Below are 22,536 nucleotides of genomic sequence, written 5' to 3'. Positions count from 1 at the left end.
AGGAGAAGATATGAGTATAAAATATAAGTTTCCAGAAAATTTTTGGTGGGGATCAGCAACTTCAGGTCCGCAAAGTGAAGGTAGATTTAATAAGAAACATGATAGTGTATTTGATCATTGGTTTGATATAGAACCAGAAGCATTTTTTAATGGAGTAGGTCCTAATGTAGCATCTAATTTCTATAATAGTCATAAAGAAGACTTAAAATTAATAAAAGAAATAGGGTTAAATAGTTTTAGAACTTCAATTCAGTGGACAAGGCTTATAAAAGATTTTGAAACTGGTGAAGTAGATGAAGATGGAGTGAGATTTTATAATGAAGTCATTGATGAATGTATTGAAAATGATCTTCTTCCTGTTATGAATCTGCATCACTTTGATTTACCAGTTGAATTATATGATAAATATGGTGGATGGGAGTCAAAGCATGTTGTTGATTTGTTTGTGATATTCGCAAGAAAATGCTTTGAGTTATTTGGGGACAGAGTCAAACATTGGACAACATTTAATGAACCTATGGTAATAGTTGAAGGAGAATATTTATATCAATTCCATTATCCTAAAATTGTAGATGGAAGAAAAGCTGTTCAAGTAATGTTTAACTTAAATCTAGCATCAGCAAAAGTTATTGAAGCGTATAAAGAAATGGGATTCCATAAAGAAGGTGGACAAATCGGAATAGTTTTAAATTTAACACCAGCATATCCAAGATCAAATAATGATGAAGATACTATGGCGTCTAATATTGCGGATAGTTATTTCAATACTTCATTTTTGGAACCAGCTGTTAAAGGGAATTTCCCTAAAATTCTTCTTGATATATTGGAGCAGGATGGAGTGATTTGGCAGGCAACAGAAAAAGAATTAGAAATAATTAAAAATAATACTGTTGATTTTCTTGGAGTAAATTATTATCAGCCTAGAAGAGTAAAGGCGAAAGAATCAGAGTTTGATGAGTCAAAAGGATGGATGCCAGATAAGTATTTTGATAATTATGAAATGCCTGGAAGAAGAATGAACCCATATAGGGGGTGGGAAATATATCCACAATGTATGTATGATATTGCAATTAATTTAAGAGATAATTATGATAATATTCCATGGTACATATCTGAAAATGGCATGGGTGTTGAAGGAGAAGAAAAATATATAAATGAATATGGAATAATAGAAGATGATTATAGGATAGATTTTTATAAAGAACATTTAGAATATCTTCACAAGGGCATAAGTGAAGGCTCTAACTGTTTTGGATATCATACGTGGACACCAATTGACTGTTGGTCATGGTCTAATGCGTACAAAAATAGATATGGGTTTATAGCTGTTGATCTAGCAACTCAAAAGAAAACAATAAAAAAGTCAGGAAGATGGATTAAAGAAGTTGCTCAAAACAATGGATTCTAGAGGAGAGATAATTATGAAAAATTTTATGGTTTTTGATATTGGTGGAAGTTCTGTTAAGTGGTCTGTAATTAATACAAATGGAGAATTTGTTGAAAGTAATAAATTTAATGTTCCAGAAAATAAAAGTGAATTTTTTAATGAGTTATCTAAAATAACAAATGAGATGAAGAAAGTCCATTATGTTAAAGGAATAGCTATAAGTGCACCAGGAGCAGTAGACAGTGAAACAGGAATAATTGGAGGGGTAAGTGCTATTCCATATATACATGGTCCAAACTTTAAAGAAATCCTAAGAGGAACTACAGGTTTAGAAACTGAACTTGAAAATGACGCAAATTGTGCAGCATTAGGTGAATGTTGGCTTGGTGCTGGTAAAAATAATAATGACTTGGCTTTTGTTGTATGTGGTTCAGGAATAGGTGGAGCGATTGTTAAAGATAAGAAAATTCATGGTGGAACTCATAAACATGGTGGAGAATTTGGATATTGTTCAATAACTTGTGATTTTGAGGGAGAACCAAAGTTTACAAGCTGGAGTCAAGCAGGGTCTACCATAGCATTAGCAAAAGGAGTTGCAAGATTAAAAGGATTAGAAGAAGGAAGCTTAGATGGGATTGGAGTATTTGAATTATGTAAGAATGGTGATGAAATTGCCATTAAAGAAGTGAATAAATATTATTTTATTATGGCAGTAGGAATTTATAATATTCAATATACTTTTGATCCGGAAGTTATAATTTTAGGTGGAGCTATAAGTGAAAGAGAAGAATATATTGATGAGATCAATAAACGATTAGATATTCTCATGAATAGCGATTTAGAAGGAACAATAAAGCCATTTTTAAAGAAATGTGAATTTGGAAATGATGCAAATAAGTTAGGTGCATTATATAATTACCTTCAAAGACAGGAATAATTAATTAACATAGTAAAAACTACAGCTTATAAAAAAATAGCTGTAGTTGAGAGTGTAAAATAGTCTGTGTAAACTTCATGAAGATGATATAATAAATTATCAAATGAAGGGAGCACAGACTATGTCTTTATCTAGAGATGAATTAGTAAAATTAATTTTAAATAACTCTGACATCAAAACTGCTGAAGATATACAAAATACACTTAAAGATTTATTTGGAGGTTTGCTTCAGCAGGCGCTAGAAGCGGAAATGGAACAACACTTAGGATATGCTAAACATGATTATGGAAATAAGAATACATCAAATAGCCGAAATGGTAAGAGTTCAAAAACTATGAAATCCAATCTGGGATTGTTTGATTTAGATGTTCCAAGAGACCGGGAAGGCTCATTTGAGCCAGCTATAGTAAAGAAGCATCAAACAGATGTATCACACTTAGAGAGTGCTGTTATTGGAATGTATGCAAAAGGCATGACTACAAGAGATATAGCAACTCAAATTAATGATATTTATGGAATGGATGCTTCACCAACTCTTATTTCAAATATAACAGATAAGGTTATCCCAATGCTTAAAGAATGGCAAAGTAGACCGTTGGAATCAATTTATCCAATAATCTTTATGGATGCGATTCACTTTAAAGTAAGAAAAGATAATACAATTGTATCAAAGGCAGCTTACGCTGTTATCGGAGTTAATCTTGAAGGTAAAAAAGATGTGCTGGGCATTTGGATTGGATCAGCTGAATCATCAAAATACTGGTTATTAGTCTTAAATGAACTGAAAAATCGTGGTGTAAATGATATTTTAATAGCTTGCGTTGATGGTCTTAATGGTTTCAAAGAAGCTATCCATGCAGTGTTCCCTAATACTGAAATACAAAGATGCATTATTCATCAAATACGAAACTCAAGTAAGTACTTATCGTATAAAGATTTGAAGGCTTTTAATGCCGATTTAAAACTTGTATATAAAGCACCTTCAGAAGACGTAGCGTTAGCCGAATTGGATAAATTAGAAGAAAAGTGGGGAGATAAATATCTAATTGCAATAAAAAGTTGGCGAAATAATTGGGATGAACTTGCAACTTTTTTTAAATATCCTCCTGAAATAAGAAAAATAATATATACAACAAATGCAATGGAAAGCTATAATCGCCAACTTAGAAAAGTTACTAAGAGTAAGTCTATTTTCCCTAATGATGAAGCATTGTTAAAAATACTTTATCTTGCAACTGTTGATATCACAAAAAAATGGACACAAGGAATTAAGAGCTGGGCTCAAATTTTAGCTCAACTATCAATCTTCTTCGAAGGTCGTCTCGACGAAGTCTTGTTTTAAAATTTAGAACAATTAAATCACCTATGTTTTAAATAATTAATGTAATAATATTCAATAATCACAAAATAAAGGTTGGAAGTTATAATTCTACCTCCAACCTTATTAAATAAACATGTTATTTTTTGAAGTTTACACAAAAATCTTGACAGACTCCTGTAGTTTTTTATAAATATACATTTTATTTTTGATTTGTAAAAGTAAATCAAGATATGTATAAGGTTTCTCATTTAAATATGGCTACTTGAATTAATTTATTGCAGAATAAGCTTCTTTTCCTAATATAAAGACTTTCTTTATATTGATATCTTCATCAAATAATATTAAATCGGCATCAAAACCTTCTTTGATTAAACCTTTATGATTATCAACTTTGCAATGCTTAGCACCATTGTATGTAGCCATTTTTATTATTTCGTATAAGGGTAAGTTTGAATTTTTATATACGTTTCTTACAGCTTTATCAATTGTAAGAACAGAACCTGCTAAAGCACCGTTTTCTAAACGAGCTTCATCATTATTTACAATTACTTTTTGCCCACCTAAAGAATATTCTCCATTTTTCATACCGCAAGCCATCATGGCATCGGATATTAATAAAACATTGTCAGTTCCTTTTTGCTTAAATGCAATTCTTAAGACAGGATATGCAATATGAATTCCATCACAAATAACTTCAGTTGTAATGCTGCTATCAAATATCGCTCCAACAACTCCAGGGCTTCTATGATTTAAAGTAGTCATTGCATTAAACAGATGAGTTGCGTGAGAAATACCATGTTTTATGCCTAATATTGCTTCATCATAAGTTGCGGCAGTATGACCTGCTGAACAGATAATATCTTTTGAAGAAAAGTATTGAATTAGTTCAGTTGCTCCAGCAATTTCAGGAGCCAATGTTATGGAAATAATAATATCCTCATATTTATCTATTAAATCTTTATACAGAGAAATAGAAGGTGATAAAACGTATTTAGGATTTTGTGCTCCAATAGCTTTTGGGTTTATAAAAGGTCCTTCTAGATGAACCCCTAAAACATGAGGAATATCAGAACTATTCTCTTTGAGCATTTTTATTACTTTTAAAGATTTTCTTATATCGTCAACAGAAACAGTCATAGTGGTAGGAAGAAAAGCAGTTGTTCCATGTTTAACTATTGTTTTAGCGATACCTTTAATAGCTTCACTACTTCCATCCATGGTGTCAAAACCACCAGCACCATGTATATGAACATCAATAAATCCTGGAGATATATATAATCCATTAGCGTCATATATATTTTTATCACTACAGTTAATTGGATTTATTTCTTTTATTTTTCCGTCTTCAATATGTATTGTGCCTTTTTCAATTTTATCTAAATATACAATATTACAATTTTTTATTAGCATATTAATTCTCCTTTAAGTGAAATTTAATAAGTGGATTAAGTCAAGTATATCATTTTTTGATAAATAGAGTGTAGGATTAATAAAATGTTTAGAAACTTGTCATAAAAATATGAAAAAAAGAAGGTAAGTGAATTTTTTAAAAGATTATATTTGAAGATTTACTCGAATTATTTGTATAATATTATAAATAAATGATATAATCAATAAGTGAATAAGTTATGTTGTGAGGAGTTGAGGGGATATAATGGCAAAGTATGAAGAAATTGCTGAAGATATAAGAAATGGAATATTAAATGGTAAATTTAATACTAATGAACAATTGCCTTTAGAGAAAGAAATGTGTGAGCAGTATGGAGTTAGTAGAATTACTATTAAAAAAGCAGTTGATGAGCTTGTAACACAGGGGTTGGTAATAAAAAGAAGAGGAGCTGGAACATTTGTAAAAGCTCTTGATGATACTGATGTTCAAAAGCTAAGCATGGCAAAACAGTTTGAAGGTTTTACTGAAAGTCATAATGATAAAAAGGTAACTTCAAAAATTATTAAATTTGAAGTAGTGCATCCAACAGAAGAGATTGCTACAAAATTAAAAATAACGGTTGATGATTTTGCATATTACTTGATAAGAGCAAGATATAGTAATGATGAACCATTCGTAATTGAATATACATATATGCCTATTGTACTCATTCCAGGAATTAAAAATGATATTTTAATGAGTTCAGTTTATGGTTACATAGAAAATACTTTGAAGTTAAAAATAAAAAGTGCACATAGAATTATTAGGGCTATTTTACCAGATGAATTAGAACAAAAAGAATTAAAAATAGATAGCAATTTCCCAATATTAGAAGTTGAACAAGTAGGATTTTTAGATAATGGGCAACCTTTCGAATATTCGATAGCACATCATAGAAGTGATAAAATAGAGTTTAGAACAGTAAGTATTAAGTAGTATAGAAAATATATTAAAAATATATGGTCCCTTTAGAGGGAACCATATATATTCTAAATGCCTTTTGGTGTACTATTAACTATACCTTTTTGGGCTAAAATATCATAAATGGTTTGTGAAGTTGTATCTTCTAGTGTATAACCGAGCAATTTAACTGCCTTTTCTAAGTTTTCTTCAGAATTGGTTTCTATCTCCAAATAAGGAAATGGACAAAAAGTCTTATCATTTATATCTATTTCAATTAAACATTCATCAAATTTATAACTTTCTCTATATTTTTTATTAGATTCTTTAAGAACTAATCCAAGAGATTTAAATATTCCTTCTCCCATTTCTTTATTATCAATTATAACTTCGTTTTCTTCCATGATTTTAAATCTTTCCTGAGATATCATTTTTTTGGTAGTCATATAATATACAATTTTATTATTAAGCATATCATTAACAGTTCTTATACGGGCATATCCCTTATTTTTCAAAAGTCTGTCATCTTCAAAATCATATATATCATTAACTTGATCTTCCATTTTAACTTTTTGTGCACCATTTGATATTAAAATCTTTCTAATATTATCAACATCAATGTCAATAATTCTTGTTTCTAATTCCTGCATAATATAATCTCCTTAGTATAAATTATAACGTAGTATTAGGATAGTTTTAAAACTACCTATAAGTCCTAATCAATATTATACATCTCAATTTAAGAGATTCTGAAAGAAAATGAAATATTCATCATAAGCTGATAATTGAGAACATTGATAATTAGAACATATACTATTATAGTTCAAATCTCTTTACTAGTAAAACATTGTAGTAAATTAATCGATAAAAGTTTATAATATCTATTGTATAAATTTTATTGGATGGTGAAACTATGGAATATATAAATGAAATTAATATAAATCAAGCAATTATTCACATATTAGATAGTAATGGAGAAGATCCTATTTTAAATGAATACAGTTTAGAATTAAGTGAGGACATATATGCTTTTTTATATAAACACTTAGAAAAATGCTTTAAAGATGAAGAGCTTAAATATGGAAAATTTAATTTAGAAAGAAATATAGTTAAGGAAGTAGTTCAAGACTATTTAAATGGAGTGGATAATGATTTAATTAATTTATCTAAAGAATTAGCAAGGCAATTATTCATAATAATGAAGGCCAATGTAAATATTCCATCAGGAGACTTAATAATAGTATCTTTAACAACAGATCAAGGTCCTATGATAGGTATACTTAAGATGGATTATGTTAAGAACTTTACTCATGAAATTCAGTTTATAGATCAAAAAATTGGAATAGGTATAGTTCCACAATCAGCAGGGCTTCCAGGGAGTGGGCAAAAAATTCAAAAAGCTGCATTTATTAAACCTATTAATGAAGAAGACAGATATAATTTGATGATTTTAGATAAGCAAAAAAGCAGCAAAGAAGATGAATATGGAGCTAATTATTTTATAAATACTTTTTTAGGTGCAAGTATTGTTACTAATGAAAGAGATATGACAAGGACTTTTGTGAAGGCAGCAGAAAACTGGACTAGAAAAAATATTACTGAAGATGCAGGAAGAGCTGAAGAAATTAGAACTGCTATAAAAACTAAGCTGAAAGAAGAAGATACTATAAATATTGATGAGTTTTCAGCAGAAATATTTAATGAACATCCTCAAATAAAAGAAGACTTTTCGAGTTATATAAAGCAGCAAGGATTAAATGAAGAAGTTGCAGTCGATAAAACTTGGGTTGAAAAAAAGATGAAGCGAGTTAGGTTAAACATAGATAAGCGGATAGATTTGTATATTAATGAAGATACTTATCATGATTCAAGCAAGTTTGAAATACAAAGGAATGGTGATGGTACCATTAATTTGATAGTAAAGAATGTTATTAATTATATAGAAAAGTAAGAAATTTAAATGAGAAACCTCTAGTAATATATTGATTATCTATTACTAGAGGTTTTATTATATAAAATTTAAATTAAGGTTTTTAAGCATTGACAATAGGAGGGTACATTTTAAAGAAAATACCTCTAGCTATTGGCCCAACAATGAGTAATTGAAGTGGTAAAGCGCAAATAAAATTCATACCTAAAGTCTTAATAAATTGAGCAGGAAATTGTGAAGGTGTAGTCATATGAAGAATTGATACAATTAAAGACATACAAAAACACATACCGCATACCATAAAGAATGATATTAGTAAAACTTTTTTTATAAGGGGATCATTCTCATTTACTATTTTAGCTACAATAGATTTTGCTAATTTACCAACTAAGAACCAATCTAAAATTAATGCGATACAAAAAATAGGCACATATGGTATTAATATTCCTATAAATAAATTGCTATTAAATCCATTTGATAAAATGCCGTTATATAAATCCATTCCTAAAACCATTAAAGCGCAACAAATAAGTGTAAATATAAAATTTTCTTTTTTATTTTTTCCCATAATACATCTCCTTGAAAAATATTGTCAACTAAGTTTACAATTAATTATAACATTCGAAAAAATATATTGTCAACAAAGTTGACGATAGAAAGTTGAATTCTTATTATGTTATAATAAGATACACAGATAAAAAATGATAAACTTCTATGTGGTTTTATTGCTTTTTCAAGTGTCAATAACAAGATTTCATTGGAATTAGAGGAATTTTATATGGATAATTATTTGAAAGATTTAAATTTGATAGACTTAGTGAGTGAAAAACATAAAAAGCTTCGTAAAGAAGTTATGAAATTATGGGATAAACAACATGGAGAATATATATCGGATTCAGAATCACATATGCTTGGAACAATTAACATAAAAGAAACGACAGTAGCAGAGATTGCAAGAAAAATGAACATATCAAGACAAGCAGCTCATAAGTGCTCAAAAAAATTAATAGAAGGTGGGTATATCACAATGAAATCTGTTGAAGGCAACAATAGAGATAAATTAGTGATATTAACCTTAAAAGGTGAAGCTTACTGCAAGGAAATGCTAATTTTAAAACAAGAAATAGAAGAAGAAATTGTAAAAAATATAGGAAATGATAACATGCAATTCTTAAAAGAGATGTTAAGAAAAGATTGGATATAGATATACAATGCAAGAATTATACTTATGCAACAATTACCGCAATCAGATACATTTATCTTCCACAGGACTAGTGAAATTTTCGCTGGAAGGTTCTAAGTGGAAGGTTGCACCCATTTCTGCATGTTCCTAAAGTAAATTTATGACAAGCAGAAATGAAACAACCTTCCACTAATAATCATCATCAGCTCAATTTCACATGCCTGCTTCCAGAAAATGTATCTGATTTCTAGTGTAGTGTTACGATTATAATCTCTTAATAATACATATATAAGTTTGATTTTTAAATTAGATATCTATAGATTAAATATACTTTGAAATTTCCATATTTCTGAAATATATAAATTAAATAAATTAGATTATCTGTATTGGATAGAGTTTTAATAATTCTTTGAGATATGGATAGTCTAATTTGCGTTATTCAGGATTAAAACGGTACATTAATATTTTATACCTAACCAATCGCTCACAGCATGGGGAAAAATACAAGTTAAATTGGCGTTTTGACAAGTATACTTGACAAAAAGACGCATTTTGTATAGTATAAGGATATTAGGACAAGAAGGAGGAGTTTTATTGTGAATAAAGAGGAAATACTAGAAAGAAATAAAAAAAGTAATATAGATCGAGAAGATGAAATGGAACAATATATTGAAGGAAAAGCAGGAATGAATGCTAAGCTTGTTTTTAGTGCAATAGTTGTTATATTAGTGCTATTTAAGAATTATAAACATATGCCAACAGGAGATATATGGGCAATATTCACAGCATATGGAGCAACTGAATCGTTTTATAAATATTATTATTTGAAACATAAGAAACTATTGATATCAGGAATTCTTTTTAGTGTAGCATCTATGTGTTCTTTACTTCAATTTTTTATAATGACATCTAGATAAAGGGGAGAGTTATGGAAGAAAAATTGATTTTACAAAATAGATTGAAAGTAGCTAGAGCCGAAAAAAAATTATCACAAGGAGATTTGGCAGAACTAGTTAATGTATCTAGGCAGACAATAAGTTCTATAGAAACAGGGCAATTTTGTCCAAGTGCAAAGCTAGCATTATTACTTTGCATAGCTTTAGATAAAAAATTTGAAGAATTATTTTATTTTTAATAAAAAGATAAGTTATTATATATGATTCGTTTTGGATTGTAAATTTGATTTTAGTGATAAGAATTTATTCAAAATTTTTGAGAATGGAGTGACAATAATGAGTGGAAATAGTAAAATGCTTAATTTAAAGCAATTTGTAATTAATAATTCGGAAAAAAATACAGATGATAAATCTATTAGAGGAAGTAATAAAAATTTCTTTAAAGACTGGGTTATACCAATAATTGCTGCAATAGGAGTAGCTTTATTAGTACATAAATTTCTATTTTTTAATGTGGAAGTGATGAGCGGTTCATTAATTCCAACTTTAAACGTAAAAGACAGATTAGCTGTAACTAGAGTATACAATACAGAAAATCTTAAAGAAGGTGACATTATAGTTTTTCATTCAGATGAATACAAAGAAAGATTAGTAAAAAGATTAATAGGACTTCCAGGAGATAAAATTGATATAAAAGATGGAGTAGTGTTTAGAAACGGAGAAAAATTAAATGAAGATTATGTGAAAAATAAAGACAACTATAATGGAAGTTTTCAAGTGCCAGAAGGAAAGTACTTCTTTTTAGGAGATAATAGACCAGATTCAGCTGATTCAAGACGCTGGAATAATCCTTATATTGATGCTTCTTATATAGAAGGAAAAGTACAATTTAAATTTTATCCATTGGAGCATTTTGGAAGTATAAACTAATAATTAAGACTAATCAGAGATTATCAGAAGAATAGACTTATGCAACAATTACCGAAATCAGATACATTTATCTTCCACAGGACTAGTGAAATTTTCACTGGAAGGTTATAAATGGTGGCTTGTCGTCATTTTAGCGTGTTCCAGATGTAAAATCTCCAAGGAGAAAGTTCATGTTTCCAAATATAAAATTTGGACATTCACTTTTGGACAAGCTGTAAATGAAACAAGCCCCCATTAAGAACCTTTATCAGCTCAATTTCACATACCTGCTTCCAGAAAAATGTATCTGATTTCTAGAGTAGTGTTACGATTATAATTTCTCGATGATGTATCTATATTATATTTATAAGTTTGATTATTAATTTGGATATCTATATAAGAATAGAAGTTAGTTATAATTAAGAAATATATTCAGGAAGTTAAAACGTTATTATTATAATACTTTAAATTTATCTGAAAAACTAAAACTGCATATTGTAATAATAATATGATTATTGGTAAATGTCGAAAGAAAGTAGAAAAATATCGAATTTTTAAATAATATAAAAAAAATCATATAGTAATTATATTTTTTATATTTGAAAAGGTGATGATTTTATTAAAATAATAAAATTATAGTAACAAAAGATCAATTTTATATAATTTTAATCTTTCTATGGAATAAATTTACATTGAAATCCTCGAAATAATCGTATAATATAAGCATATTATGGTAATAATCCATGGTAGAGGTGGAAAAGTTATGAATAAGTTAATTTTATTAAATGAAGTAAGAGAAGAAAAAGTTAAATATAGAAATAAATTGTTAACTGTCATTGAAGATGATGCAGAGCAGCAAGAGTATAAGAATTCTTATGTTACTTTCAAAGAAAAATTTAACTGTTTGCAAAATAGAGAAGGATTATTTAGTTTAAATAATGATAATGATGCAAAAGCAAAAAGCAGTGTTTTTGAAAAAAAGTTAATTAAGATTATGGAAAGAATTTTTTCATTAAAAAATTATATGCCATTGATGGAATTAATTAATTCGATATATAATGATGATTTTAATGAAACTGCAAAAGTTAATATTACGAAAAATAGAGAAGGTTCTAAAAGTGAAGTAATAATATTGAAGGATTCAAATTATAATTTGAAAGTATCAGCAGAAGATGAATATAAAAAAATTGAATATAAAATACAGTTTCAAGCAAAAGATGAACAAAATATAGGGATAATAATAAGTAAAGTTGATTTGTCTGATGATAATAATGTTATAAGTCTAAATAAAAAAAGAAAAGAATATGTTAACGAGAACAATTTAAAAGAAGATTCTACAAAGTACTTAATAATGTTAAATTCAAGTATTGAAGTACCTGATGAATATGAATTTAGAGATGACTGTGAAGGTGAAAATGTAGCGTGCAAAGTTAATATAATTAAGGGTTGGAAATATGATTTTAAACAATTATTTGAAAGTAGTATGTACCTTCTAATTCCAATGAAGGTAATAGATTTCATTAAAATATCGTCTGGATTGAATAGAGAATTAATATCAAAAGAACAAATAAAAGATGAAATGATTAGACTTTATAAAGATATTAATAAATATTTAAGCAAAGCTAAAAATAAAGCTGTATTAAATGATAAGGATATTAATGAATTGAATATATTGGCAGTTGATTTATTAAATCTATTTATAATAGATAAAAAGGATAATCTTCTTTTTGAGATAAATCGAGAGATACAAGTTGTATTAAAAGAAATAGTCGTATAGTAGAAACAGAGGAAATAATAAATATATATTATGAAGTTATTTTTAAAAGGAATAATTATGGTAAAAATTTTAATATTACCCTTAAATTAACGTGAATGATATGACCGTTTAAGGTTAAAATACTATTGTCGGCAGATGAAGTGAAAATACTTTGTTTACTGATATATATACCAAATTAACCGAGGAGGGGATCGTCATGTCAAATAGTAATAGGGCATTAGTTCCAGAAGCAAGACAAGGTTTATCTAAATTCAAGAACGAAGTAGCTCAAGAACTAGGAGTTCCATTTAAAGAATATAATGGAGAACTAAGTTCTAGACAATGTGGTTCAGTAGGCGGAGAAATGGTAAAAAGAATGGTAGAGGAATATGAACATAGAATATAATTAAAAACATTTTTTAAGCTATATCCTATGTGTTAAAAAACATAATCATATTCTAAAGCAGGGAGATACATTACACAAAAGTGAAATGTATCTCTTCTTTGTGTGTTTATAAAGATTTTTGGACTGTTCTAAATTTTCGTGGTAAAATTAGAACAAAAGTTCGATATGAAGTTATAGGTGATTATTATGAGAAAAATAAAAATTTTACATACAGCAGATATACATTTTGATACTCCTTTTAGTGGAATGACACCCAAACAAGCTTTGAAAAATAAGGAGGAATTAAAATTAGTTTTTGAAAAAATAATGCAAATAGCATTGGATGATGAAATAGATATATTGTTGATAGCAGGTGATGTGTTTGATAATCTATCTGTAAATAAGACGACTCTTTATTTTATTAAAAATTGTCTTGAAAAAATAAAGAATGTCAAAGTGTTTATAAGTCCAGGAAATCATGATCCAATTAATGAAAAATCCTTTTATAGCATTGTGGAATGGCCAGATAACGTTTATATTTTCAAAGGAGAAATGGAGAAAATATTTTTAGAAGATTTAAATACTGTAGTATGGGGGGCGGGGTTTAATACTACTCATATCAATAAGTCTTTATTAAGTAAAGTTGAAAGAGTAGAAGGGTATAATAATATAATGGTACTTCATGGTGAGATTTCTACAATTAGTGAAGGAAATGATTATAATCCTATTACTGAAGAAGAAATGGGTAATAGCAATATGGATTATATAGCTTTGGGACATAGACATAAATTTTCTGAAGTTAGAAGAATAAAAAATACTTATTATAGTTATAGTGGATGTCCACAAGGAAGAGGGTTTGATGAATTAGATGATAAAGGTGTAGTTTTATTACAGCTTAAGGACAGATATGTAGAAAGTAAATTTAATAAGACTTCAATTAGAAATTATTATGAAAGAGAAATAAATATTGACGATTGTTTTGGATATAATGAAGTGAAAAATATCATATTGAATGAGATAAGCAATTATGAAAGAAAAAATAATTTTTACAAAATAATTTTAATAGGGCAGGTAAGTGAAGAATTTACTATAAATGAAGAAGTATTGGAAGAACTATTGAAGAATGAATTTTATTTTATAAAAATTGTTGATAAAAGTGAAATTAAACTTGATATAACTGAGTTGATTAAAGGATATTCACTTAAAAATGTATTTGCAAAAAAAATATATGAAAAATTAAAAAATGCAGAAACAAAAGAAGAAAAAGAAATTATAACTTTAGCCCTCAAAATAGGACTTCAAAGTATTTCAGGAGATGAGGTGAAGATAGTTGATAATTAAAAGAGTTGATATACATGCGTTTGCAGGTTTAAGAAGTAAAAGTTTAGATTTTTCAAATGGTTTCAACTTAATTTATGGGAGAAATGAAAAGGGAAAAAGCACTATTGAGAATTTTATTAGAATATGGTTTTATGGAATTGATGGCTCAAGAGGACGTTTTAATGATAGAAGAAGGTATATGCCTTTAACCGGAGAAAAGATTTCTGGTGAATTAACAATGGAGTACAATGGAAAAGGATATATTATAAAAAGAAGCTTTGGAAATAGTAGGAAAGATGACACCTGTGAAATTTTAGATGAAATAACTGGTGAAACAATTGATATAGAATATGCAAATGAGCCAGGAAAATATTTTTTTAATATAAATTTATCTACTTTTATGAAAACACTATTTATAAGTCAGTTAGGGGTTATGATATTAAAGGACAAAGAAGAAGAGATAATGGAAAAGATGACTAATATTTATAATACTGGAGATGAAAATACTTCAGTAAAAAAAGTGCTCGAGAGATTGGAGAAAAGGAAAAAGCAGTTATCTAGTGTGAGAAAAGGTGGAGAACTTGACTTGCTCAAGGAAGGCAATGCGTTGTTAAAAGCAGAGCTATGGGAAGCTTATAAACTGGCAGAAGAAAATGTAGATAATGAAGAAAATTTACTAAAAAAGAGAGATATAAAGGAAAATATAAAAGAACAAATTAAAAAATTAGATTTATATAAGAAGTATGTAAAAAAGATTAAGCTTAAAAAGGATTATAAAGAAATAAGTAGTTATTTAATAAAAGGTGAAGAACTTAAAAGAGAACAGCAAGTAATAAGTCAAGAATTGAAAAAAGGTAATGAATATATAACAGTTGAATTTCTAGAAGAAATTAATGAAAAGAGTTCAAAATATCTAAGTTTGCTAGATGCGAAGCAAGAAAAATTGAATAAACTCTATAGGTTAGAAGAACAAATACATCAAAAGAAAGAAAATATGAGGATTTATAGTGTGTTTTTATCAATGGGCAATAATATAAAGGATAAGATATATACTCTAAAAGCTGATGTGAAAAACTTAGAGGAAAAGATTAATGGTTTTATTAGTGTCCAAAATGAAATTTCTAGACTGAAAATGGAAATTAATAAAAACGAGAGAGCAATAGGAAATTTAGAATTTATAAGCAAACACAGAGAAGAAATTGAAGAGCTTATAAATTGTTATAGAGATGGTTTGACAGAGTTAAAATATAAAATAGAAAATCAAGATTACCATAAAGTTAAGACAAACTTGAAAAATGCTTATACAAAAATAAAATTTGTTTATGTAATTGGAAGTATGAGTATAGTTGCTTTTGTATATAGTGTGTTAAAACAAGTTATGCCTGTTATGATTGCATGTATACCTATATTTATTTTATTGGTGAGCTTATATTTAAAATATTCTATAGAAATAAAAAAGCAGGAGATTAATAAGAAAAATAAAGAATTCATAGATGAACTACAGAAAAAGATTTCAGGGTATGAGGAAAAACTCAATAACTATATAAATCAATTAGAGTGTGTATCATATGAAGAATTTATAAGTAAGCTTGCTCAATATGATAAGTATAAAAGTTATAGAGAAAGTATGGAGATAATTATTAAGAATAAAGAAGATGAGCTGAATAAATTTGATATTACTAAGTTAAAAACTGAGTATAATAGAAACAAAGGTGTAATTTCTTCATTATGTAATGTATTGTCTTGTAATTCTTTAGATGAGGTATTAGGAAAATTAGAAATTTATGAAGCATTAAGGGAAGAAATATCTAGAAATGAATATGAAATTAATGGAGTTAATCAAGAAATATATAATATTTCAGAGCAGCTGCTTGAAAGAGAAAAAGAAATAAGGAAAAAAACTTCAATATTAGGATTAGAAAATATTGAAATAGCTGATCTTCATATGAACTTAAAGGAATATAAAGAAAAAATAAATAAAATGAAAGAAATTAGAAGTGCTTTACAAAATGTTGAAGAAACTTATAAGGTTTTAATAAAGGATCGGAACATAGACGAAATTAAGCAAGAAATGAAGGAAATAATAAATAACGATATAAATTATTCATATGAATCAGAAGAAGAAATAGATATTGAAATTAGGAAGCAGTCTAATGAATTATTAAAGACTGAAAAAGAAATAAAGGACTTAGAATATCTAATAGAGAAAAGATACTTGGGAAAAAGAGAGATTTCAGAAATTGAAGAAGAAATATCAATAAATACAGAGAAAACTTTAAAACGTGAAAAGGAATTTAAAGCAATAGAGCTTGCAAGTGATATTCTCCAAGAATCTTTTAATGAAATCAAGAAAAATGTAGGGCCAGAATTAAATAAAAAAGTTATTGATAAATTTAATTTTTTAGTTAATGGACATTATGAGGAAGCTAAAATATCAGAGGAATATAAACTGAAGATCAGAAATGAAGGACTATTATTTGAAGCAGAAATATTAAGTAATGGAGCTAAAGATCAATTATACTTAGCTTTAAGACTTTCTTTTATTAATATGCTGTTTAAAAATAAAGATGTCCCAATATATTTAGATGATGCTTTTGTTCAATATGATGATGAGAGAAGAAAAAAGGCTATAGAGCTTTTAGCGGGCGAGAATTTTGAACAAATAATATTTTTTACTTGCCAAGAGATAGAAAAAGATATATTGGACGACGAGCAATATGAATATAATTTAATTAATCTTTGAATTGACATATGAAAGCATAAATAGTAATATTATTACCAGAGATGCAAATGCAAATCAAATGCAAAGAGAGGTAAGATATGAAAAAGAAGATCATTTCAGGAGTATTAGCGCTATTAATAGGAGTTATGCTTATTAGTTGTCAGACTAATTCAAAAACGGTAACGCAAAATACTGCAGATGAGAAATTAAATATTGTTGTATCAATATATCCACTAAAAGAATTTACAGAAAAAATTGCTGGTGATAAAGCGGATGTTACCTGCTTAGTTCCAGATAATATGGAACCACATGACTATGAACCAAAGACTAAAGATTTTAAGACATTAACTGATAGTAAGGTATTTATTTATAATGGATTAGGTATGGAAGAATGGGTAGATCAAGTTAATGAGTCAATTAAAGATAGCAAGGTAGTGATTGTTGATTCAAGTGCAGGAGTTGATGTAAGGAAAGAAGGAAATGCTATTGATCCACATATTTGGTTAAGTCCTAAAAATGCAGAAATACAATGTGAAAATATAAAAAATACTCTTGTTAAGCTTGATGAAAAAAATAAAGATTATTATGAAGAAAATTATAATAAGTTTAAAGTAGAGTTAGAGGCAGTGTATAATGAATATAAACCTAAATTTGATGCATTAAATAAAAAGAATTTCATAACAGGTCATGCTGCTTTTGGATATTTATGCAGAGATTTTGGGTTAACGCAAAAGTCAGTTGAAAATTTATTTGCAGAGGGAGAACCAACTCCAAAACAATTAGAAGAATTAGTAACCTTCTGTAAAGAAAATAACATAAAAACAGTTTTTTCAGAATCATTAGCGAGTCCCAAAGTATCACAAACTTTAGCAAAAGAAGTTGATGCAAAGGTGGTTCCAATATTAACTTTAGAATCTAAAGAAGATGATAAAAATTATATAGAAGCAATGAAATATAATTTAAATGAAATATATGACTGTTTATCAAAAGAATAGATAGTTAAGTTTGTGAGGCATCAAATAAATCAATTTAGATTTATTGATGCTTTTTTCATTATATTTGCAGGAAAGAATATTATTGTTCTGCATAGATATACAATGCAACAATTACCGAAATCAGATACATTTATCTTCCACAGGACTAGTGAAATTTTCGCTGGAAGGTTCTAAATGGCGGCTTGTTGTCATTTCAGCGTGTTCCAGATGTAAAATCCCCAAGGAGAAAGTTCATGTTTCCAAATATAAAATTTGGACATTCACTTTTAGACAAGCTGAAAATGAAACAAGCCCCCATTAAGAACCATCATCAGCTCAATTTCACATGCCTGCTTCCAGAAAAATGTATCTAATTTCTAGTTTAGTGTTACGATTATAATTTCTCAATGATGCATGTATATTACATTTATAAGTTTGATTATTAATTTGGATATCTATATAAGGATAAAAGATGAATAGGTTTGAAATGTATTATATAAAATGGTACTATTGAAATGGTAAGTAACTGGAAATGAACTTGTGTAGGAAATCAAATTTTAAAATATTCTTGTTACTGGATTAAGTAAATTATAGGAGGCAGGTGTTTTGGGTCAAATTTTTATGATTAATAAAGAAGATATATTAAAGTGTTCAGAACTTTTTGTGGAAGCATTTAACAATGAACCTTGGAATGATAAATGGACGTTAGAAACTGCTAAAAAAAGATTAAACGATATTTATATGACACCAAATTTTGTGGGAATTTTATATGCTGAAGATGGAAATGTTAAAGGTGCTATCCTTGGTAATTGTGAGCAGTATTATAATGGCATTCATTATAACTTAAAAGAATTGTTTATTTCTAATGAGCTTCAGGGGAAAGGAATAGGAAGTGAGTTGGTTAATGCATTAGAAGAACGGTTAATAGAACTTGATGTAACTAAAATTATTCTGGTGACTTCAAAAGGGAATGGAACAAGTAAATTTTATCTGAACAATAATTTTTATGAGGATATGGATATGGATATGGCATTAATGACGAAAGATATTTTCAGAGAAAATAATTGTGAATAAAGATTATTCATTTTAATGAATGAAGTAGATTGAAAATAATAATTAGGAGGTAATATGGTTTTAGCTGAAGAATTTTATGAAAATAATATTAAGAAGAATAGGAAAGAAAGCCAAGAGCTAAATGTAAAAGTAAGTATAGTTGGATGGAGTAGACTTGTTGTAGTGATTCTAGCGGTTGTAATTGATTATATATTATATACTCAAAATAGTTTAAAGACAATTATACTAGTAACTATAATTTTTTCGATTATATTTTTAGCATTAGTATTTTATCATAATAATATATTTGAATGTAAAAAGAAACTTGATTTGCTAGTAGAAATAAATGAAGAGGGAATTAAAAGATTAAATGGTGAATTTAAATATTTTAAAGATAATGGAGAGGAGTATTTAGACAATAAACATTCCTTTATAAACGATTTAGATATATTTGGGAATAATTCGGTCTTTCAATATATTAATTCTACAGTGACTAAAGGTGGTCGTGAAGAATTATCAAGAGTACTAAAGAAGGAAAAAATATTAGTTGTACAAGAAATAAGAGAAAGACAGGAGGCTATAAAGGAACTAGGAGAAAAGGTTTCATGGAGGCAAAAGTTAATTGTTGAAGGAAAACTAAAAAGATCAAAAGATATAGATTTAAATGGTTTGCTTAAGTGGAGTAAAGTGAGTGAGTCTTCAAGTTATTTAAGAATTGCTATTGCATGTACTTTTATTTTTGTAACACTTTGCTCAATATACTTAATAGCAGTACAAAAAATTCCAGCAGCTTTTCTATTATTAGATCTTATGGTTAATTATTTAGTTATTAAGATAATGTCTAAAGGTATAAAAGAGGAAATAAAATTATTTGAAAATACAAAGTGTGCAATCTATAGTTATAGCAGAATTCTTGAACTTATTGAAAATGAAAATTTTAATTCTATCTATTTGAAAAGATTGCAGGATAAATTGAGAAGTGAAACCACCAGCTGTACTGAAGAAATGAAAAAGTTTTCCAAGATAGTAGATTGGGCAGGAAATAGTTCTTATAATGCATATTATCTTTTATTCAATATCATAATTTTTCTAGATGTATTTCTAATGAGTAGTTTAGAAAAATGGAGAGAAAAAAATGGTGACAAGTTAGATATTTGGCTTGATGTTATGCATGAAATAGATGCTTTAAGTAGTATTAGTAATTTATCCTTTGAAAATGATAAGTGGATTTATCCAGTAATATTAGATACTGATGGAGTAGAAGGAGCAGTTATAGGGCATCCACTTTTAGGAAAAAGAGCAGTTAAAAACTCCTTTTCACTAATTGATAATCGAAGAGTTGCATTAATTACAGGTTCTAATATGTCAGGGAAAAGTACATTTTTAAGAACGATAGGAGTTAACTTGATACTTAGTTATATAGGGGCACCAGTGTGTGCAGAAAAATTTTCTTGTGGAATTATGAATGTATATACCTGTATGAGAACAAAGGATAATTTAGAAGAAAGCATTTCTTCATTTTATGCAGAAATTTTAAGAATAAAAATTTTAATAGAAGCATGTAAAAAAGGAGAAAAAATATTCTTTCTTTTGGATGAGATATTTAAAGGAACAAATTCAAAGGATAGGCATACTGGAGCTACTGTTCTTATAAAGCAGTTGATTCAATATGGGGGATTTGGCCTTGTTTCAACTCATGATTTAGAATTATGTGATTTAGAAAATGAAGATAGAAGAATAGTGAATTATAATTTTAGAGAATTCTATGAAAAAAATAAAATAAAATTCGATTATATATTAAGAAGAGGAAAAAGTGAAACACAAAATGCAATCCAGCTAATGAAGTTAGCTGGGATTGGGATTGAGATTGAAAAATAAATATAAAGATTAGAAAGGATTAAATATGGGGTACATTATTATTGATTTAGAATTTAATAATTTGAAAAATATAACAAATTATCATAAGGATTTCTTTGAGAGATATGGAGATTTCAAAAATGTTGGAATTGAAAATGAAATTATTGAAATAGGTGCTATAAAAGTTGATAAATATATGAAACCAATAAGTGAATTTAGAGAGTACGTTAAACCTACAATATTTCCAGTAATTAATCCTGTAGTAACAGAGATAACAAAGATAAATCAGGATATTCTTGATGAGAAAGGAGTACCTTTTGAAGAAGCTATAAATAAATTAAAAGGCATGTTTGAAGAAGGGGATATTTTATGTTCTTGGGCTAAAGATGATATTGCAGAATTAATTATAAATGCAAATTATTATAAATTTAGTGATTTAAAATGGTTAAACGAATATTTGGATGTTCAAGAATATGTTTCAAAAATATTAGGACATAAAAATGCATTAGGATTAAAAGTAGCTTTAGATGAATTGAAAATTAAGGTTGATGATACAAAATTGCATGATGCATTAAATGATGCAAAATATACAGTAGAAGTATTTAGAAGAGTATATAATTCGAGAATTATTAATAATTATATAGTTAAAGATATTTATAATATGCCAGCTATACATTTATCAAATTTAGAAGATGTAAAAATTGAAGAGGAAAAACTAATGTTAAAATGTCCTAAGTGCGGAAAGAAAATTGAACTAGAAACAGAAATAAAACTTTTAAATTGGAGATTTGCAGCGGTAGGTACATGTCCAAAGTGTAAAAGTAATATTTTATGCGAAGTTATAGTTAAAAAAACTCTTCAGGGAGAAGAAGGGTATTGTGAGGTTAATAGTATTTTAAAAAATGAGAAATATCTAGATTACATTTATAAATTAGAGAATAGCAGAAGTTAAAAGCCGAATAAACGAATATTTACTAATAAGCAATGGTTTACCTGGAGAATTTTTATTTGAAGTATGATAAAATAGATTTATAAACAAAAATCAAATGAATACAATTAAGGAAAGGATTTTATTTATGAATATAGCCTTTTTTCTTACACCTAAGCATGAAGTCGTATGCGAAAATCAAGAGTCAACAATGAGACAGGTTATGGAGAGAATGGAACACCATGGATATACAGCAATACCGATTATAGACAGAGAAGGGAAGTATGTTGGAACACTAACTGAAGGTGATTTATTGTGGAAATTAAAAAATACGCACAATTTAAATTTTAAGAATACAGAATCTATTAAGGTTAAGGAGATTCCAAGAAGAATAAATCACAAATCTGTTTCTATAACCTCTAATATAGAAAGTTTAATATCATTAGCAGTAAGTCAAAATTTTGTACCTGTAACAGATGATGAAGGAACTTTTATAGGAATAATAAAAAGAAGTGATATAATAAATTATTGTTTTAATGAGATGGAAAGAAGGAAGCATTTAGAAGTTCAACAATTTTTAATGTATGATGAAGGATAATAGAAATACTGATGACTAAATGTACAAACTATAGAATCTAGTTTAGAAATT

21 protein-coding genes are annotated in these 22,536 nt (G+C 27.6%); 18 read left to right on the top strand and 3 right to left on the bottom strand.

Going from position 1 to position 22,536, the window contains the following annotated elements; translation table 11 throughout:
• The first annotated feature begins 10 nt into the window (after positions 1–10).
• The 3 genes from CSPA_RS25620 to CSPA_RS25610 all read left to right on the top strand — a co-directional run bounded on the left by CSPA_RS25620 (position 11) and on the right by CSPA_RS25610 (position 3,666).
• Complete coding sequence (locus tag CSPA_RS25620) at positions 11–1,408, top strand: glycoside hydrolase family 1 protein (protein ID WP_015395320.1); 1,398 nt, start codon at positions 11–13, stop codon at positions 1,406–1,408.
• Between the two features lie 13 nt (positions 1,409–1,421).
• A complete protein-coding gene (locus CSPA_RS25615; protein WP_015395319.1) occupies positions 1,422–2,324 on the top strand; it encodes an ROK family protein in 903 nt (300 codons plus the stop codon).
• A 121-nt stretch (positions 2,325–2,445) separates the two neighbouring features.
• On the top strand, positions 2,446–3,666 hold the full coding sequence (locus CSPA_RS25610; RefSeq protein ID WP_015391179.1) for an IS256 family transposase: 1,221 nt from the start codon (positions 2,446–2,448) through the stop codon (positions 3,664–3,666).
• Positions 3,667–3,912: 246 nt separating this feature from the next.
• On the opposite strand, the gene nagA is transcribed toward CSPA_RS25610, so the two are convergent.
• The gene (nagA, locus tag CSPA_RS25605) at positions 3,913–5,055 is read right to left on the bottom strand and encodes an N-acetylglucosamine-6-phosphate deacetylase (protein ID WP_015395318.1); all 1,143 of its coding nucleotides are present in this window, start codon (positions 5,053–5,055) and stop codon (positions 3,913–3,915) included.
• A 244-nt stretch (positions 5,056–5,299) separates the two neighbouring features.
• Here nagA and CSPA_RS25600 point away from each other — a divergent pair, with 244 nt between their 5' ends.
• Positions 5,300–6,010 (top strand): GntR family transcriptional regulator, encoded by a 711-nt coding sequence (locus CSPA_RS25600; protein ID WP_015395317.1) that lies wholly within the window; start codon positions 5,300–5,302, stop codon positions 6,008–6,010.
• A gap of 53 nt (positions 6,011–6,063) precedes the next feature.
• On the opposite strand, the gene CSPA_RS25595 is transcribed toward CSPA_RS25600, so the two are convergent.
• Positions 6,064–6,624, bottom strand: coding sequence for a class IV adenylate cyclase (locus tag CSPA_RS25595; protein ID WP_015395316.1), 561 nt, complete (start codon positions 6,622–6,624; stop codon positions 6,064–6,066).
• Positions 6,625–6,887: 263 nt separating this feature from the next.
• On the opposite strand from CSPA_RS25595, the gene CSPA_RS25590 reads away from it, so the two are divergent.
• Positions 6,888–7,925 carry a nucleoid-associated protein gene (locus tag CSPA_RS25590; protein ID WP_015395315.1) on the top strand — a complete coding sequence of 346 codons (1,038 nt, stop codon included), beginning with the start codon at positions 6,888–6,890 and terminating at the stop codon, positions 7,923–7,925.
• A gap of 82 nt (positions 7,926–8,007) precedes the next feature.
• Here the strand turns inward: CSPA_RS25590 and CSPA_RS25585 are convergent, their stop codons facing one another.
• The gene (locus CSPA_RS25585; RefSeq protein ID WP_015395314.1) at positions 8,008–8,472 is read right to left on the bottom strand and encodes a DUF2798 domain-containing protein; all 465 of its coding nucleotides are present in this window, start codon (positions 8,470–8,472) and stop codon (positions 8,008–8,010) included.
• Between the two features lie 210 nt (positions 8,473–8,682).
• Between CSPA_RS25585 and CSPA_RS25580 the strand changes: the two genes are divergently transcribed.
• From CSPA_RS25580 to CSPA_RS25520, 13 genes are all read left to right on the top strand, one after another.
• Positions 8,683–9,108 (top strand): MarR family winged helix-turn-helix transcriptional regulator, encoded by a 426-nt coding sequence (locus tag CSPA_RS25580; RefSeq protein ID WP_015395313.1) that lies wholly within the window; start codon positions 8,683–8,685, stop codon positions 9,106–9,108.
• Positions 9,109–9,683: 575 nt separating this feature from the next.
• A complete protein-coding gene (locus CSPA_RS25575; protein ID WP_015395312.1) occupies positions 9,684–10,004 on the top strand; it encodes a DUF6442 family protein in 321 nt (106 codons plus the stop codon).
• A gap of 11 nt (positions 10,005–10,015) precedes the next feature.
• Positions 10,016–10,222 carry a helix-turn-helix transcriptional regulator gene (locus tag CSPA_RS25570; RefSeq protein ID WP_015395311.1) on the top strand — a complete coding sequence of 69 codons (207 nt, stop codon included), beginning with the start codon at positions 10,016–10,018 and terminating at the stop codon, positions 10,220–10,222.
• 97 nt (positions 10,223–10,319) lie between these two features.
• Complete coding sequence (lepB, locus tag CSPA_RS25565) at positions 10,320–10,913, top strand: signal peptidase I (RefSeq protein ID WP_015395310.1); 594 nt, start codon at positions 10,320–10,322, stop codon at positions 10,911–10,913.
• A gap of 742 nt (positions 10,914–11,655) precedes the next feature.
• Entirely contained in the window at positions 11,656–12,669 is a 1,014-nt protein-coding gene (locus CSPA_RS25560) for a hypothetical protein (RefSeq protein WP_015395309.1), read from the top strand.
• Between the two features lie 196 nt (positions 12,670–12,865).
• Complete coding sequence (locus CSPA_RS25555; RefSeq protein WP_015395308.1) at positions 12,866–13,054, top strand: alpha/beta-type small acid-soluble spore protein; 189 nt, start codon at positions 12,866–12,868, stop codon at positions 13,052–13,054.
• A 186-nt stretch (positions 13,055–13,240) separates the two neighbouring features.
• Entirely contained in the window at positions 13,241–14,374 is a 1,134-nt protein-coding gene (locus CSPA_RS25550; RefSeq protein WP_015395307.1) for a metallophosphoesterase family protein, read from the top strand.
• Positions 14,364–17,096, top strand: coding sequence for an AAA family ATPase (locus CSPA_RS25545; RefSeq protein ID WP_015395306.1), 2,733 nt, complete (start codon positions 14,364–14,366; stop codon positions 17,094–17,096). The genes CSPA_RS25550 and CSPA_RS25545 overlap by 11 nt, the downstream gene beginning before the upstream one ends.
• A 77-nt stretch (positions 17,097–17,173) precedes the next feature.
• Complete coding sequence (locus CSPA_RS25540; protein WP_015395305.1) at positions 17,174–18,070, top strand: metal ABC transporter solute-binding protein, Zn/Mn family; 897 nt, start codon at positions 17,174–17,176, stop codon at positions 18,068–18,070.
• Positions 18,071–18,655: 585 nt separating this feature from the next.
• Positions 18,656–19,123: a GNAT family N-acetyltransferase gene (locus CSPA_RS25535; RefSeq protein ID WP_015395304.1), complete on the top strand. Its 468-nt coding sequence runs from the start codon at positions 18,656–18,658 to the stop codon at positions 19,121–19,123.
• A 54-nt stretch (positions 19,124–19,177) separates the two neighbouring features.
• Positions 19,178–20,980 (top strand): MutS-related protein, encoded by a 1,803-nt coding sequence (locus tag CSPA_RS25530; protein ID WP_015395303.1) that lies wholly within the window; start codon positions 19,178–19,180, stop codon positions 20,978–20,980.
• Positions 20,981–21,005: 25 nt separating this feature from the next.
• Positions 21,006–21,911: a 3'-5' exonuclease gene (locus tag CSPA_RS25525; RefSeq protein ID WP_015395302.1), complete on the top strand. Its 906-nt coding sequence runs from the start codon at positions 21,006–21,008 to the stop codon at positions 21,909–21,911.
• A gap of 124 nt (positions 21,912–22,035) precedes the next feature.
• A complete protein-coding gene (locus CSPA_RS25520; RefSeq protein WP_015395301.1) occupies positions 22,036–22,485 on the top strand; it encodes a CBS domain-containing protein in 450 nt (149 codons plus the stop codon).
• The last annotated feature ends 51 nt before the right edge of the window (positions 22,486–22,536 follow it).

It is taken from the genome of Clostridium saccharoperbutylacetonicum N1-4(HMT) (genome assembly GCF_000340885.1).
Lineage (GTDB): Bacteria > Bacillota > Clostridia > Clostridiales > Clostridiaceae > Clostridium > Clostridium saccharoperbutylacetonicum.
The sequence above is the reverse complement of the archived record's forward strand: the minus strand, read 5'-3'. Positions and strand labels throughout refer to the sequence as shown.

What these genes read in the sequence shown, in the direction of transcription:
- CSPA_RS25620 (WP_015395320.1), top strand. Translation starts at nt 11, where the DNA reads ATGAGTATAAAATATAAGTTTCCAGAAAATTTTTGGTGGGGATCAGCA.
- CSPA_RS25615 (WP_015395319.1), top strand. Translation starts at nt 1,422, where the DNA reads ATGAAAAATTTTATGGTTTTTGATATTGGTGGAAGTTCTGTTAAGTGG.
- CSPA_RS25610 (WP_015391179.1), top strand. Translation starts at nt 2,446, where the DNA reads ATGTCTTTATCTAGAGATGAATTAGTAAAATTAATTTTAAATAACTCT.
- nagA (WP_015395318.1), bottom strand. Translation starts at nt 5,055, where the DNA reads ATGCTAATAAAAAATTGTAATATTGTATATTTAGATAAAATTGAAAAA.
- CSPA_RS25600 (WP_015395317.1), top strand. Translation starts at nt 5,300, where the DNA reads ATGGCAAAGTATGAAGAAATTGCTGAAGATATAAGAAATGGAATATTA.
- CSPA_RS25595 (WP_015395316.1), bottom strand. Translation starts at nt 6,624, where the DNA reads ATGCAGGAATTAGAAACAAGAATTATTGACATTGATGTTGATAATATT.
- CSPA_RS25590 (WP_015395315.1), top strand. Translation starts at nt 6,888, where the DNA reads ATGGAATATATAAATGAAATTAATATAAATCAAGCAATTATTCACATA.
- CSPA_RS25585 (WP_015395314.1), bottom strand. Translation starts at nt 8,472, where the DNA reads ATGGGAAAAAATAAAAAAGAAAATTTTATATTTACACTTATTTGTTGC.
- CSPA_RS25580 (WP_015395313.1), top strand. Translation starts at nt 8,683, where the DNA reads ATGGATAATTATTTGAAAGATTTAAATTTGATAGACTTAGTGAGTGAA.
- CSPA_RS25570 (WP_015395311.1), top strand. Translation starts at nt 10,016, where the DNA reads ATGGAAGAAAAATTGATTTTACAAAATAGATTGAAAGTAGCTAGAGCC.
- lepB (WP_015395310.1), top strand. Translation starts at nt 10,320, where the DNA reads ATGAGTGGAAATAGTAAAATGCTTAATTTAAAGCAATTTGTAATTAAT.
- CSPA_RS25560 (WP_015395309.1), top strand. Translation starts at nt 11,656, where the DNA reads ATGAATAAGTTAATTTTATTAAATGAAGTAAGAGAAGAAAAAGTTAAA.
- CSPA_RS25555 (WP_015395308.1), top strand. Translation starts at nt 12,866, where the DNA reads ATGTCAAATAGTAATAGGGCATTAGTTCCAGAAGCAAGACAAGGTTTA.
- CSPA_RS25550 (WP_015395307.1), top strand. Translation starts at nt 13,241, where the DNA reads ATGAGAAAAATAAAAATTTTACATACAGCAGATATACATTTTGATACT.
- CSPA_RS25540 (WP_015395305.1), top strand. Translation starts at nt 17,174, where the DNA reads ATGAAAAAGAAGATCATTTCAGGAGTATTAGCGCTATTAATAGGAGTT.
- CSPA_RS25530 (WP_015395303.1), top strand. Translation starts at nt 19,178, where the DNA reads ATGGTTTTAGCTGAAGAATTTTATGAAAATAATATTAAGAAGAATAGG.
- CSPA_RS25525 (WP_015395302.1), top strand. Translation starts at nt 21,006, where the DNA reads ATGGGGTACATTATTATTGATTTAGAATTTAATAATTTGAAAAATATA.
- CSPA_RS25520 (WP_015395301.1), top strand. Translation starts at nt 22,036, where the DNA reads ATGAATATAGCCTTTTTTCTTACACCTAAGCATGAAGTCGTATGCGAA.